The sequence below is a fragment of the Pseudomonas wenzhouensis genome (assembly GCF_021029445.1).
GTDB classification, from domain to species: Bacteria; Pseudomonadota; Gammaproteobacteria; order Pseudomonadales; family Pseudomonadaceae; genus Aquipseudomonas; species Aquipseudomonas wenzhouensis.
The window spans coordinates 2,654,731-2,668,112 of sequence record NZ_CP072610.1 but is presented as its reverse complement, the minus strand read 5'-3'; the positions used below and the strand labels follow the sequence as shown (position 1 = coordinate 2,668,112).

Annotated in this window: 14 protein-coding genes; 1 reads left to right on the top strand and 13 read right to left on the bottom strand. The window is 62.4% G+C overall.

The window, feature by feature from the left end; all coding sequences use genetic code 11:
• Positions 1-16: 16 nt before the first annotated feature.
• The 3 genes from J7655_RS12215 to fnr are packed head-to-tail and all read right to left on the bottom strand — an operon-like array spanning position 17 to position 2,215.
• Complete coding sequence (locus J7655_RS12215; protein WP_230924678.1) at positions 17-832, bottom strand: ion transporter; 816 nt, start codon at positions 830-832, stop codon at positions 17-19.
• Positions 833-888: 56 nt separating this feature from the next.
• Positions 889-1,437, bottom strand: a complete 549-nt coding sequence (locus J7655_RS12210) for an adenine phosphoribosyltransferase (RefSeq protein ID WP_230924677.1) — start codon at positions 1,435-1,437, stop codon at positions 889-891.
• Positions 1,438-1,480: 43 nt separating this feature from the next.
• Complete coding sequence (gene fnr, locus J7655_RS12205) at positions 1,481-2,215, bottom strand: fumarate/nitrate reduction transcriptional regulator Fnr (protein ID WP_230924676.1); 735 nt, start codon at positions 2,213-2,215, stop codon at positions 1,481-1,483.
• 150 nt (positions 2,216-2,365) lie between these two features.
• Here fnr and J7655_RS12200 point away from each other — a divergent pair, with 150 nt between their 5' ends.
• Positions 2,366-2,809 (top strand): hypothetical protein, encoded by a 444-nt coding sequence (locus tag J7655_RS12200; protein WP_230924675.1) that lies wholly within the window; start codon positions 2,366-2,368, stop codon positions 2,807-2,809.
• 34 nt (positions 2,810-2,843) lie between these two features.
• Here J7655_RS12200 and hemN read toward each other — a convergent pair whose 3' ends face one another.
• The 10 genes from hemN to ccoN all read right to left on the bottom strand — a co-directional run bounded on the left by hemN (position 2,844) and on the right by ccoN (position 13,111).
• Positions 2,844-4,226 (bottom strand): oxygen-independent coproporphyrinogen III oxidase, encoded by a 1,383-nt coding sequence (gene hemN, locus J7655_RS12195; RefSeq protein ID WP_230924674.1) that lies wholly within the window; start codon positions 4,224-4,226, stop codon positions 2,844-2,846.
• Between the two features lie 201 nt (positions 4,227-4,427).
• Entirely contained in the window at positions 4,428-5,111 is a 684-nt protein-coding gene (locus tag J7655_RS12190) for a sulfite exporter TauE/SafE family protein (protein WP_230924673.1), read from the bottom strand.
• Entirely contained in the window at positions 5,104-5,310 is a 207-nt protein-coding gene (gene ccoS / locus J7655_RS12185) for a cbb3-type cytochrome oxidase assembly protein CcoS (protein ID WP_147809780.1), read from the bottom strand. The genes J7655_RS12190 and ccoS overlap by 8 nt, the downstream gene beginning before the upstream one ends.
• Before the next feature lie 46 nt (positions 5,311-5,356).
• On the bottom strand, positions 5,357-7,753 hold the full coding sequence (locus J7655_RS12180; RefSeq protein ID WP_230924672.1) for a heavy metal translocating P-type ATPase: 2,397 nt from the start codon (positions 7,751-7,753) through the stop codon (positions 5,357-5,359).
• Positions 7,754-7,761: 8 nt separating this feature from the next.
• Positions 7,762-8,280, bottom strand: coding sequence for a FixH family protein (locus J7655_RS12175; RefSeq protein ID WP_230924671.1), 519 nt, complete (start codon positions 8,278-8,280; stop codon positions 7,762-7,764).
• A 13-nt stretch (positions 8,281-8,293) separates the two neighbouring features.
• Complete coding sequence (gene ccoG, locus J7655_RS12170; RefSeq protein ID WP_230924670.1) at positions 8,294-9,706, bottom strand: cytochrome c oxidase accessory protein CcoG; 1,413 nt, start codon at positions 9,704-9,706, stop codon at positions 8,294-8,296.
• 161 nt (positions 9,707-9,867) lie between these two features.
• On the bottom strand, positions 9,868-10,863 hold the full coding sequence (ccoP, locus tag J7655_RS12165) for a cytochrome-c oxidase, cbb3-type subunit III (protein ID WP_230924669.1): 996 nt from the start codon (positions 10,861-10,863) through the stop codon (positions 9,868-9,870).
• On the bottom strand, positions 10,860-11,048 hold the full coding sequence (locus J7655_RS12160) for a cbb3-type cytochrome oxidase subunit 3 (RefSeq protein WP_230924668.1): 189 nt from the start codon (positions 11,046-11,048) through the stop codon (positions 10,860-10,862). The genes ccoP and J7655_RS12160 overlap by 4 nt, the downstream gene beginning before the upstream one ends.
• Before the next feature lie 6 nt (positions 11,049-11,054).
• Entirely contained in the window at positions 11,055-11,663 is a 609-nt protein-coding gene (gene ccoO, locus J7655_RS12155; protein ID WP_092375024.1) for a cytochrome-c oxidase, cbb3-type subunit II, read from the bottom strand.
• A complete protein-coding gene (gene ccoN, locus J7655_RS12150; protein ID WP_230924667.1) occupies positions 11,663-13,111 on the bottom strand; it encodes a cytochrome-c oxidase, cbb3-type subunit I in 1,449 nt (482 codons plus the stop codon). Before ccoN ends, ccoO begins: the two co-directional genes overlap by 1 nt.
• Between the last annotated feature and the right edge of the window lie 271 nt (positions 13,112-13,382).

Sequence of the window (13,382 nt, the reverse complement as noted above, 5' to 3'; positions counted from 1 at the left end):
CCTGTGACGGCCTTGCTCAGGGCTGCTGGCGGCGTAACTCGGCCACTTCGCTGCGCAGTGCGCGCAGTTCGTCGAGAATCGCCTGTTCGCGTGCTGCTGCGGCCTGTTCTTCAGGGCTGGGTTCATGGGCACTCTGCATCGCGTTGACGATGACGGCGATGAACAGGTTGAGCATCATGAAAGTGGCAATCAGCACATAGGGAATGAAGAACAGCCAAGCCAGTGGATAAACTTCCATGATTGGCCTGACGGTGCCGCTCGACCAGCTATCGAGTGTCATCATCTGGAACAGTGAGTAGAGGCTGGCGGTGAGGCTGCCGAACCATTCCGGAAAGCGCTCGCCAAACAGCTGTGTGGCCATTACGGCGGCGACATAGAAGATCAGGCTCATCAGCATGATGATGTTGCCCATGCCGGGTAACGAAGCGAGGAGTGCCTGCACCACCTTGCGCATACTCGGATTGATCGATACCAGGCGTAGCACTCGCAACACGCGCAGCGCTCGTAAAACCGCGAAAGGGCCACTGGCCGGTATAAGGGCTATGGCGACGACAATGCAGTCGAACAAGGCCCAGGGGTCGCGTAGCAGGGCGATGCCACGGGCGGCGAAACGCAGGCTCAGCTCCGCGAAGAAACAGGCGAGAATGATGGCGTCCAGCGGCACCAGCAGCCAGCCCCACTGGCTGACGATAGGCGGTGAAGTGAGCAGACCGAGGATGGCGGCATTTATCAGAATCAGTCCGGTCACCAGCCGCTGGACGGCCCTGCCGTCCATGGTCTGGGCCAGGCGCAGGCGCCATGCGCTTGTCGAATCCAAGGAGGTCTGCTTCATCTGGGTTTCAGTGGCGATTCGCTGAGCGGCATCATCCACAACCGCTGGCTCCGGGCTTAGCGGTCGTCGAGTGCGAAGGCGGTCAGGGTAAAGGTGGGAATGCCGGCATCCTGCAGTTTTTGCGAGCCGCCCAGCTCCGGCAGGTCGATGATTGCAGCGGCCTCGAAAACGCTGGCACGCAGGCGACGTACCAGATTGGCGGCGGCGATCAGCGTGCCACCGGTGGCGATCAGGTCATCGAAGATCAGCACCGAGTCGCCTTCGCAGAGGCTGTCATTGTGTACTTCCAGGAACGCTTCGCCGTACTCGGTCTGGTAGCCCTCGCTGAGCACATCCGCCGGCAGCTTGCCCTGTTTGCGAAACAGCACCAGCGGCTTGTTCAGTTCATAGGCGATGATCGAGCCGATGAGAAAGCCGCGCGCATCCATGGCGCCAATATGGCTGAATTCAGCCTCCACATAGCGCTGGATGAAACTGTCGGCGACCATGCGCAGGGCGCGCGGCGACTGGAACAGCGGGGTGATGTCGCGAAACACCACGCCCGGTTTTGGGAAGTCTGCTACCGGGCGGATCAGGGTCTTGATGCTGAATTCGTCAAAGATCATCGTGGGGTCCTAAAGGCGTTGAGCCCGCGAAAGCCGTGCGAACTCAAACGTCGAGATTGCCACCGGCCAATGCACACAACTCGATCGGGTCGAGAATGTGGACTTCCTTGCCTTCGGCTTCGAGCAGCTTGTTCTGTTGGAAGCGGGTAAATACGCGAGACACCGTCTCGACCGCAAGACCCAAATAGTTACCAATTTCGTTGCGTGACATGGCCAGGCGGAACTGGTTGGCCGAGAAGCCGCGCGCGCGGAAGCGGGCAGAGAGGTTGACCAGGAAGGTGGCGATGCGTTCGTCGGCGGTTTTCTTCGACAGTAGCAGCATCATCTGCTGATCGTCGCGGATCTCACGGCTCATGATGCGCATCAGTTGGCGGCGCAGCTGTGGCAGTTGCAGGGCCAGGTCGTCAAGGCGCTCGAAGGGAATCTCGCAGACCGAGGTGGTTTCCAGCGCCTGTGCCGAGACCGGGTAGCGCTCGCCGTCGACACCCGACAGGCCGACCAGCTCGCTGGGCAGGTGAAAGCCGGTTATCTGCTCTTCGCCACCATCGCTCAGGCTGAAGGTTTTCAGCGCGCCGGAACGCACGGCGAATACGGAGCCGAAGGAATCACCCTGACGGAACAGGAATTCGCCTTTTTTCAGCGGTCGACCACGCTTGACGATGTCGTCGAGGGCGTTCATGTCTTCCATGTTCAGCGAGAGCGGCAGGCACAAGCTGGCCAGGCTGCAATCCTTGCAATGGGCTTGGTGCTGCGTACGCAGCTTGATGCTCTCGGACATCGTTCAGCTTCCTGATAGATACGCAATGGCGCTTAGGGTACAGCAGGGGCGGGTTTGCGACCAGCCATGCAAGCCTGACTGCTTACTCAAGTTTGATCCCGGCCTGCCGATGTGACCCTGACATGATAGATCAAGGCAGGGAGCAGGGTAATGCGCATCGCTTCGCTGGGTTCACTGAACAATCTGGCTCAGGGTGTTCAACGACAGTTCAGCACGGCTGAACGAACTGCGCAGGAGCGTTGCGAAGGATTGCGCGTGAGCCTGTCCGAGCTGGGCAAGGGCATGTCGACCAGGTCTGAGAAGCATCAAGATATCGACGATAGCGACCTGCCTCAGGCGATCAGGGATCTGCTCAAGATGATCCGCGAGCTGCGTGCACAGATCGTCGAGAAACAGGCGCAGATCGAGGCCATCATGAGCGATCAGAGGCTTGACGCCGAGGGCAAGCGTCAGCAGTTGGAAGGGCTGCAGACCGAGCTGGCCTCGCTCAACAGTGCGCTGACTTCGGCCAACGCCCAGCTGATCAAGTTGATGCGTGACAATGGCCTTTCCAGCGAGCAGATGCAGGCTGCGAGCCTGCTGGCGATGAGTTGAGAAGCGCCCGTAACGGAGCGGGCGCTTGCCCGGCTCAGATCACCCGCGAGAAGCGCTGGCGCACCTGATCGTTGAGATAACGATCAAACAGCATGCACAGCGAACGCACCAGTAGGCGCCCGGCCGGGCGCACTTCAATACCCTGAGCGTCGAGGCTGATCAGGCCGTCAGCCGCGAGTTGCTCCAGCTCCGGCCACAGGGCGCAGAAATAATCACGGAACACCACGCCATGCGTTTGCTCGATGTCGGCGAAACGCAGTTGGAAATGGCAGATCAGTTGCTGAATCACGGCGCGACGCAGGCGGTCGTCGGCATTGCAATGCAGGCCGCGGCGAGTCGCCAACTGGCCATTGCCCAGGGTCTGCTGGTAACTGGTGATATCGCTGTCGTTCTGGCTGTATAGGTCGCCGATCTGGCTGATGGCGGATACGCCCAGGCCGATCAGGTCGCAATGGCCGTGGGTGGTGTAGCCCTGGAAGTTGCGTTGCAGCGTGCCTTCTTCCTGAGCGATGGCCAGTTCATCGTCGGGCAGGGCGAAGTGATCCATGCCGATGTAGCGATAGCCGGCGCGGGTCAGTTGCTCGATGCTGGCCTGCAGCATGGCCAGCTTGTCCGCCGGGCTGGGCAGGTCATCGGCGCTGATGCGCCGTTGCGGCATGAAGCGCTCGGGCAGGTGCGCGTAGTTGAACAGCGACAGACGATCCGGCTGCAGGGCGATGATCTCGGCCACGGTGCGGGCGAAGCGCTCAGGCGTTTGCTTGGGCAGGCCGTAGATCAGGTCGATGTTTACCGAGCGAAACTGCAGGGTGCGCGCTGCCTCGACGATGGCGCGGGTTTCCTCCAGGGTCTGCAGGCGGTTGACCGCGCGTTGCACCTCGGGGTCTAGATCCTGCACGCCCAGGCTGACACGGTTGAAGCCCAGTTCGCGCAGCAGGCCCATGGTCGACCAGTCGGCTTCGCGCGGATCGATCTCGATGCTGTAATCACCGGAATCGTCATCCAGCAGGTTGAAGTGCTGGCGCAGGTGCTGCATCAGGCGGCGCAGCTCGTCATGGCTGAGGAAGGTTGGCGTACCGCCACCGAAATGCAGTTGCTCGATTGGCTGGTTGCGATCGATGTAGCGGCTGATGATCTCGATTTCCCGCTCGAGCTTTTCCAGATAAGGCAGGGCGCGGCCACGATCCTTGGTGATGACCTTGTTGCAGGCACAGTAGTAGCAGATGTGCGCGCAGAACGGTACGTGCACGTACAACGAGAGCGGACGCCCGGCCTTGCGGCTGTCGCGCAACGCGTGCAGCAGATCGAATGGGCCGATGTCGTCGTGAAACTGTACGGCGGTCGGGTAGGAGGTGTAACGCGGACCGGCGAGATCGTAGCGGCGGATCAGGTCGGTATCCCACTGGAGGGTATCGAGCATGGGAAATAATCCTGGACAGGCTGTGTTGCCAGTCTAGGGATGCGCGCAGGGGATGGCCTTGACTTGAATCAACAGGCTACAAGAGGGGCGGCCGCAGGCTGCAGGCGAAGTGAAAAAGCTTCACTGGAGCCGATGGTGACGTAGCCCGGATGCAATCCGGGGCTTGTGGCAGGTTTCCCCGGATTGCATCCGGGCTGCGTGTCAGTGACCCATCAGCCAGTGCTGGTGTGGGCCGGGCAGGGTCCAGATGCCGAACAGGATGACCAGCAGGCCACCCGCCATGCGCACGCCACGCTTGCGCAGCAGGGCGGTGATGCGTTCTGCCGCCAGACCGGTGGCCAGCAGCACCGGCCAGGTGCCCAGGCCAAAGGCCAGCATCAGCAGGGCACTGTTGACGGCATTGCCCTGGCTCGAGGCCCACAGCAGGGTGCTGTAAACCAGGCCACACGGCAGCCAGCCCCAGAGACCACCCAGCACCACTGCCTTGGGGATGCTTGTGACCGGCATGAAGCGGCGTGTCAGGGGTTGAATGTGTCGCCACAGGCCACGGCCCAGTGCTTCGATGCGCGTCAGGCCGCTCCACCAGCCGGCGAGATAAAGACCCATGGCGATCAGCAGCAGCGCCGCCAGCGTGCGCATGATGACCTCGGCCTGGCTGCCGGCCACGGCCCAACCGGCCAACCCCAGGAGCAAGCCTGCCAGCGCGTAGCTGAGGACGCGCCCGAGGTTGTAGGCCAATAGCAGTTGCAGGCGTCTGCTGCGTTGTTCAGGGGGAATCGCCAGGGTCAGGGCGCCCATCAGGCCGCCGCACATGCCCAGGCAATGGCCGCCGCCGAGCAGGCCGAGAATCAGCGCCGATACCAGCAGTGGCGCCAGTTCAGGCATCGGGCTTGTCCTGCCTGTTCTGCTCTTCGACCTGTTCGACGCCAGCCTTGTGCAATGGGTCTTCGTCGTCGAACAGAATGCTGTGTGCCGGCCCGTCGAGGTCGTCGTACTGGCCGCTGTCCACTGCCCAGAAGAACAGCCAGATGGCGAAGCCGACCAGGGCGATGGCAACGGGAATCAGGATGTACAGGGCGGACATGGCATCTCTCGTGTAAGGACAGCCTGTGGGGGCAAACTCGTTGGCGTCAACGACTCAGGCGCAGCGCATTGAGCACCACCAGCAGCGAGCTGAGCGACATCCCCACCGCCGCCCAGATCGGTGTGATCAGACCCAGGGCTGCGAAGGGTAGCACCAGGCCATTGTACAGCGTCGCCCAGGCCAGGTTTTCGATGATGATACGGCGCGTGCGCTTGGCCAGTTTCAGGCCGTCGACCAGGCTGCTCAGGCGATTGGACAGCAACACCGCATCGGCGCTGGTTTTCGCCAGGTCGGACGCCGAGCCCATGGCCACGCTGATGTCGGCAGCGGCCAGCACTGGTACATCATTGACGCCATCGCCAAGCATCAGCACGCGGCGGCCTTCGCTGTGCAGCTGTTTGAGTACTGCCAGTTTGGCATCCGGGGTCAGGCCGCCACGGGCATCTTCGATGCCCAGTTGACGGGCGACTTCGCCCACCATCGGCGAGCTGTCGCCAGACAGCAGGTGAATGTTCCAGCCGCGGGCACGTGCTGCGGCGATCAGGTCCGGCGCGTCTTCACGCAGGCGGTCGTCGAGGACGAACCAGGCCAGTGCTCCCTGTTCGTCGCCCAGCAGCAACCACTGGCCGTGCTCGCTGGCAATCGGTGGTGCGGTCTGGCCGCTCAGGGCGCAGACGAAACTGGCTTCGCCGATGCGTAGCAGGCGTCCGTCGACGCTGCCCTGCAAGCCCTGGCCCGGATGGCTATCGACGGATTGCGCTGCGCGCGGCGCCTGGCTGAAGGCGCGGGCGATAGGGTGCTCCGAACGGTTTTCCAGTGCAGCCGCCAGCGCCAGGCAATCGCCCTCGTCGAGATCGCGCAGCGGGTGGATAGCCTTGAGCGTCAGGCGACCTTCGGTCAGTGTGCCGGTCTTGTCCAGTACCAGGGTGTCGACCTGGTTGAGGCCTTCGAGCACGTGGCCGCGGGTCAGCAGCATGCCCAGTTTGTGCAGGCTGCCGGTGGCGGTGGTCAGCGCTGTTGGTGTGGCGAGGGCCAGTGCGCAAGGGCAGGTAGCCACGAGCAGGGCGAGCACGACCCAGAAGGCGCGGCTGGAGTCGATCTCCCACCAGGCGTAGCCGACCACGGCAGCCGCCACGAGGATGAACAACAGAAACCATTGCGAGACGCGGTCGGCGATTTCCGCCAGGCGCGGTTTCTCGCTCTGCGCGCGTTCCAGCAGGCGGACGATGGCCGATAGGCGCGTGGCATCGCCCAGCGCCTGCACCTCGACGGTCAGCGGGCCTTCGACATTCAGCGTGCCGGCAGTGACGCCGTCGCCGATGCCGCGTGCCTGAGGCAGGTATTCACCCGTCAGCAGTGACTCGTCGACGCTGGACTGGCCGGCAAGAATGCGCCCGTCAGCGGGAATCAGCGAGCCGGGCTGCACCAGCACCTGTTCGCCGACCTGCAGTTCGCGCAGCAGAATGCGCTGGCTCTGACCGTCGGCGTCCAGACGCAGGCAGGACGCCGGCAGCAGCTTGACCAGTTGCGCGGTGGCGGCGGCGGTGCGTTCACGCGCACGCCGTTCCAGATAGCGGCCGGCGAGGAGGAACAGGGCGAACATGCCCACCGCGTCGAAATACAGCTCGCCCTGGCCGGTGATGGTCGACCAGATGCCGGCGACATAGGCGCCGCCAATGGCCAGCGAGACCGATACGTCCATGGTCAGGTGGCGCGTGCGCAGGTCGCGCAGGGCGCCGCGGAAGAACTGGCCGCAACAGTAGAAGACGATGGGCGTGGTGAGGAACAGGCTGGTCCAACGCAGGATCTTGTCCAGTTCCGGCGACAGGTCGATGTTGAACTCCGGCCAGGTGGCCATGGTCGCCATCATCACCTGCATCCACAGCAACCCGGCCACACCCAACTCGCGCATGCGCCGGTGATTCTCCGCAGCCATGCGCTCGGCCGCCTCGTCGGCGCGCCACGGATGAGCGGCGTAGCCAATGCGGCGCAATTCGGCGAGCAGTTGGCTCAAGGGTATCCGGCTATCCTGCCAGCGCACCTGCAGGCGGTGGTTGGACAGGTTCAGGTGCGCTTCGGCTACGCCGGCTACGCCGCGCAGATGTTTTTCGATCAGCCAGCCGCAGGCGGCGCAACTGATGCCTTCTATCAGCAATTGGGTTTCGCTCAGCTCGCCTTCGTGCTGGACGAAAGACTGCTGCACGTCACTGCGGTCGTAGAGTGCCAGTTCGTCAGGCAGGGCGGCGGGCAGTGCCTGCGGGTTGGCGGCACTTTCGCTGCGATGGCTGTAATAGTGCTCAAGCCCGCCGGCGACGATGGCTTCGGCCACCGCCTGGCAGCCGGGGCAGCACATTTGCCGGGCCTGGCCGAGCACGTCGGCACTGAACTGACTGCCGGCAGGCACCGGCAGGCCACAGTGGTAGCAGGGAGTAGGGGCGGGCATCGGCAGGGTCAGTAGGAGGGATTGTCACCGATCATGATGGTCTGGCCATCGGCGATGGTTTCTTCCTCGAACAGGCGCCAGTTCTGGCTACCTTCCTGGCCGAGCAATTCGACGAAGCGGCGACCGCTGACCTGATCGACCATCTGACCACGGTAGTGACCGTCAGCAGTGGGTTGCAGGATCACCCGGCGGTCACGTTCCGGCTGGGTTGGCGATATCAGGTTGAGCACGATCTGCTGCGGCCGGCTGTTGCCCTGCAGGCTCAGCAGCGCGGTACCGGTGGTGTTGTCCAGCACCAGCTCGCCGTGCAGTTGCAGGCGTTCTGCCAGTTTCTCGCGTTCCAGCGACTGGTTGATGCCTTTGCCGACGTCGTAGTAATCATCCGAGATGAGGCCCGGCGGGTTCTTGGTGGCGATGGTGAGCAGGGTCAGCCCCTGCACCACCGAGTAGCCCAACAGGAACAGGATGAACCAGGGCCAGAACTGCTTGTACCAGGGTTTGACTGGCGATGTGGTGTGTTCGCTCATGCGTTTTCCGTCGTCAGCGGACGCTTGGGCCGATGAAACGGCTGTCGGCGTCGTTCTTGATACTGGGGTCGTCTACCGATTGTACGTGGAAGACGATGTTGTTGGCGCTGGAAGGCAGTTTTTCCGGTGCGATGGACAGCTCGACCGGGAAGGAATAGACCTCGCCGGCCAGCGCCCGTACTTCGCGCTTGCCTTCGTAGACCAGGCCGTCGAGACCGTCGGCGGTGATCACGTAGGTCATGTCGCGCTGCGCCTTGTTCATGATCTTCAGGGTGTAGACGTTCTCGATGTGGCCACGCTCGTTCTCGCGGAACAGCACGCGGTCCTTGAGCACGTCCAGCTCCACCAGCGGGCGATTGGCCACGGCCCAGGCGAACAGGCCGATCATCGCCACCAGCGCGACAGCGTAGCCGATCAGGCGCGGGCGCAGCAGGTGGGTCTTGCGCCCGGACAGGTTGTGTTCAGTGGTGTAGCTGATCAGCCCCTTGGGATAGTTCATCTTGTCCATGATGTCGTCGCAGGCATCGATGCAGGCGGCGCAGCCGATGCATTCGATCTGCAGGCCATCACGGATGTCGATGCCGGTCGGGCAGACCTGTACGCACATCTTGCAATCGATGCAGTCGCCGAGGCCCTGCGCCTTGTAGTCGGCGTCCTTCTTGCGCGGCCCGCGCGACTCGCCCCGGCGCGGATCGTAGGACACGATCAGGGTGTCCTGGTCGAACATCACGCTCTGAAAGCGCGCATACGGGCACATGTAGATGCACACCTGTTCGCGCAGGTAGCCGGCGTTGCCGTAGGTGGCGAGGGTGAAGAAGCCGATCCAGAAGTAGGCCCAACCGCTGGCCTGGCCGGTGAAGAGCTCGATGACCAGGTCACGAATGGGCGTGAAGTAGCCGACGAAGGTGATAGCGGTGAGCAGTGATACGCCCACCCAGATGCCGTGCTTGGCCAGCTTGCGTGTAAATTTCCTGCCGCTCATGGACTGCTTGTCCAGCTTCATGCGCTGGTTGCGGTCGCCCTCGGTGACTTTCTCCGCCCACATGAACACCCAGGTGAACACGCTTTGCGGGCAGGTATAACCACACCAGACGCGTCCGGCGAACACGGTGATGAAGAACAGGCCAAAGGCGCAGATGATCAGCAGCCACGACAGCAGCATGAAGTCCTGCGGCCAGTAGGTGGCGCCGAAGATATGGAACTTGCGTTCCGGCAGGTTCCACCACACGGCCTGGCGGCCTTCCCAGTTCAGCCAGACGGTGCCGAAGAACAGCAGGAACAGCAGGGCGCCGCCGGCAAGTCGCAGATTGCGGAACAGGCCCGTGAACGCGCGCGTGTAGATCTTCTCCCGGCTGGCGTAGAGATCGACGCTGGCGTTCTTGGTGGAAGGGGGGGTGATGTCCTGTACGGGGATCTGTTCGCTCATCGATGCATACCACGGCGGTTGGTTGGCAGCCCGGGCCGATGCGTGCCGGTCAGGGTCATTTCACGATGACTATATGGTACGCCTGAAAGACAACGCCCGGGTGCGACCAGCAGTCGCGACCCGGGCGTTCATTGACCCTTGTCAAAAGAGTCGCTTTGCGCTTACTGCTCTTCGGCCTTGTGCGACAGGCTGTACACATAGGCAGCCAGCAGGTGCACCTTGTCGTTGCCAAGGAATTCTTCCTGGGCTGGCATGTTGCCGTGACGGCCGTAGCGAATGGTCTGCTGCAGTTGCGCGTAGCTGCTGCCGTAGATGAACGCGGCCGGGTTGGTCAGGTTCGGTGCGCCAAGGGCCTGCATGCCGGTGCCAGCCGGGGTATGGCAGGCCGCGCAGACGGTGCCGAACACTTGCTTGCCGGCCTCGATGTCAGCCTCGACACCTTCCGGCAGTTCGCGACCGCCGAGCTCGGTGAGGACGTAGGCGGCAACATTGCGCACGCCATCTTCACCAATGATCGGACCCTGAGCAGGCATCATGCCCTGACGGCCCTTGAGCAGGGTGGTCTTGATGGTTTCCGGCTCGCCGCCCCAGCGCCATTCGTTGTCGGTCAGGTTGGGGAAACCGTAGCTGCCCTTGGCATCGGAGCCGTGGCACACCGAGCAGTTGGAGGCGAACAGGCGGCCACCCATTTTCAGGGCTTGCTCGTCCTTGGCCACTTCTTCTATGGGCATGGCGGCGTACTTGGCGAACAGCGGGCCGTATTGCTCATCGGCACGCGCCATTTCCTTTTCCCACTGGTGCACGCCGGTCCAGCCGGAGTGACGCATGGAACCGTCAGCGATCTGTACACCGGCAGCGAAAGGGGTCTGCTTCTCGCTGTCGACGTAGTCGTAGCCCGGCAGCAGGCCTTTGAAGTTACCCAGGCCAGGGTACAGGGCGAGGTAGCCGAGGGCGAAGACGATGGTGGCGACGAACAGCATGAACCACCACTTCGGCAGTGGGTTGTCATACTCCTCGATGCCATCGAAGCTGTGCCCGACGGTTTCTTCGGTGGTTTCCTGGCGCTGGCCCTTGCGGGTGCCGAAGATCAGCCAGGTCAGGGCGAAGATGGTGCCCAGAGACAGAATGGTTACGTACCAACTCCAGAACGTGGTCATTGGTTATTGCTCCTGGAAGAGTCCTGATCGCGCGTGGACTCGGGCTTGGGATCGTCGGCGAAGGGCAGGTTGGCAGCTTCGTCGAAGCTCGATTTGCGCTTGCTGCTGTAAGCCCAGAGCACCACGCCGATGAAGGCGATGAACACCACCGCCGTGCCGATGCCGCGAATCATCCCGATGTCCATAGCGTCTTACCGTTTGTTCTTGATGGAAGTGCCGAGAACCTGCAGGTACGCGATCAGCGCGTCCATTTCGGTCTTGCCTTTCACGGCATCGCGGGCGCCGGCGATATCTTCGTCGGTGTAGGGGATGCCGAAGCCACGCATGACTTCCATCTTCTTCGCGGTGTCGCGACCGTCGAGCCTGTTTTCCACCAGCCAGGGGTAGGCAGGCATCTTCGACTCCGGCACGACGTTGCGCGGGTTGTACAGGTGGGCGCGATGCCACTCGTCCGAGTAGCGACCGCCGACACGGGCCAGATCCGGGCCGGTACGCTTGGAGCCCCACAGGAAGGGGTGATCCCAGACGCTTTCGCCGGCGACGGAGTAGTGACCGTAACGCTCGGTCTCGGCGCGGAACGGGCGGATCATCTGCGAGTGGCAGCCGACACAACCTTCCTTGATATAGATGTCGCGGCCTTCCAGTTGCAGCGCGGTGTAGGGCTTGAGGCCTTCCACCGGCTCATTGGTGACGTCCTGGAAGAACAGCGGGACGATCTGGGTCAGGCCGCCGATGCTGACGGCGATCACCATCAGCAGCGCCATCAGGCCGATGTTCTTCTCGATGATTTCGTGTTTCATCAGTGAGCGCTCCCTTGAACTGCGGGGATCTGCGCGGCTGCTTCGTATTCAGCCGGCTTGGCGGCGCGCACGGTGCGCCAGGTGTTGTAAGCCATCAGCAGCATGCCGGTGACGAAGAAGGCACCGCCGATCATGCGTACGACATAACCTGCATGGCTGGCTTCCAGCGCTTCGACGAAGGAGTAGGTGAGGGTGCCGTCTTCGTTGACTGCGCGCCACATCAGACCCTGGGTGATGCCGTTGACCCACATCGAGGCGATGTACAGCACGGTACCGATGGTGGCCAGCCAGAAGTGCGCGTTGATCAGGCCGATGCTGTACATCTGCTCACGACCGAACACCTTCGGAATCAGGTGATACAGCGAGCCGATGGAGATCATCGCCACCCAGCCGAGGGCGCCGGCATGTACGTGGCCGATGGTCCAGTCGGTGTAGTGGGACAGGGCGTTGACGGTCTTGATGGCCATCATCGGGCCTTCGAAGGTCGACATGCCGTAGAACGCCAGCGATACCACCAGGAAGCGCAGGATCGGGTCGGTGCGCAGCTTATGCCAGGCGCCCGACAGGCTCATCATGCCGTTGATCATGCCGCCCCAGCTTGGTGCCAGGAGGATGACCGACATGGCCATGCCCAGGGACTGCGCCCAGTCCGGCAGCGCGGTGTAGTGCAGGTGGTGCGGGCCGGCCCAGATGTACAGGGTGATCAGCGCCCAGAAGTGCACGATGGACAGGCGATAGGAGTAGATCGGACGCTCGGCCTGCTTGGGTACGAAATAGTACATCATGCCCAGGAAGCCGGTGGTCAGGAAGAAGCCTACGGCGTTGTGGCCGTACCACCACTGGATCATCGCGTCGGTCGCCCCGGCGTAGACCGAGTACGACTTGAACAGGCTCACCGGCATGGCCGCGCTGTTGACGATATGCAGCATGGCGGTCACGAGGATGAAGGCGCCGAAGAACCAGTTGCCCACATAAATGTGCTTGGTCTTGCGCTTGACGATAGTGCCGAAGAACACCACCAGGTAGGTGATCCAGACCAGGCCCAGAAGGATGTCGATCGGCCATTCCAGCTCGGCGTATTCCTTGGTGCTGGTGTAGCCCATCGGCAGTGTGATCACGGCGAGCACGATGACAGCTTGCCAACCCCAGAAGGTGAAGGCAGCCAGACCGTCGGAGATCAGGCGCGTCTGACAGGTGCGCTGGACGACGTAGTACGAGGTGGCGAACAGTGCGCATCCGCCGAAGGCGAAGATCACCGCGTTGGTGTGCAGCGGGCGCAGACGGCCGAAGCTGGTCCACGGCAGGTTTAGGTTGAGTTCCGGCCACACGAGTTGTGCGGCGATGAACACGCCTAGACCCATCCCAATGACCCCCCAGATCACCGTCATAATGGCGAACTGGCGGACCACCTTATAGTTATAAGCAGTCTGACTGATTGCTGTGCTCATGCTAGGGGTTCCACGGTTAATGGAGTTTTATGGGGCAAAAATCGGCGGCAAGTATGGAGAAAGCAGGTAGCCATTGCAACGCAACATACCGACGCGAACCGGGTTTCAGAGCGTTTCACGGGGCGTTCGAGTCGACCCGGGGAGCGGCTCTTTGTCTTTTGGCGCAATCATTTTGCGCAGCGCTAAGAATGGATCGCCTTGGAGTTGTGGCAGGTGGCGACTGAAAAGCAGCTTAGCCCAGATCAAGGAGGGTGCAGGGCTATTGGTCGGC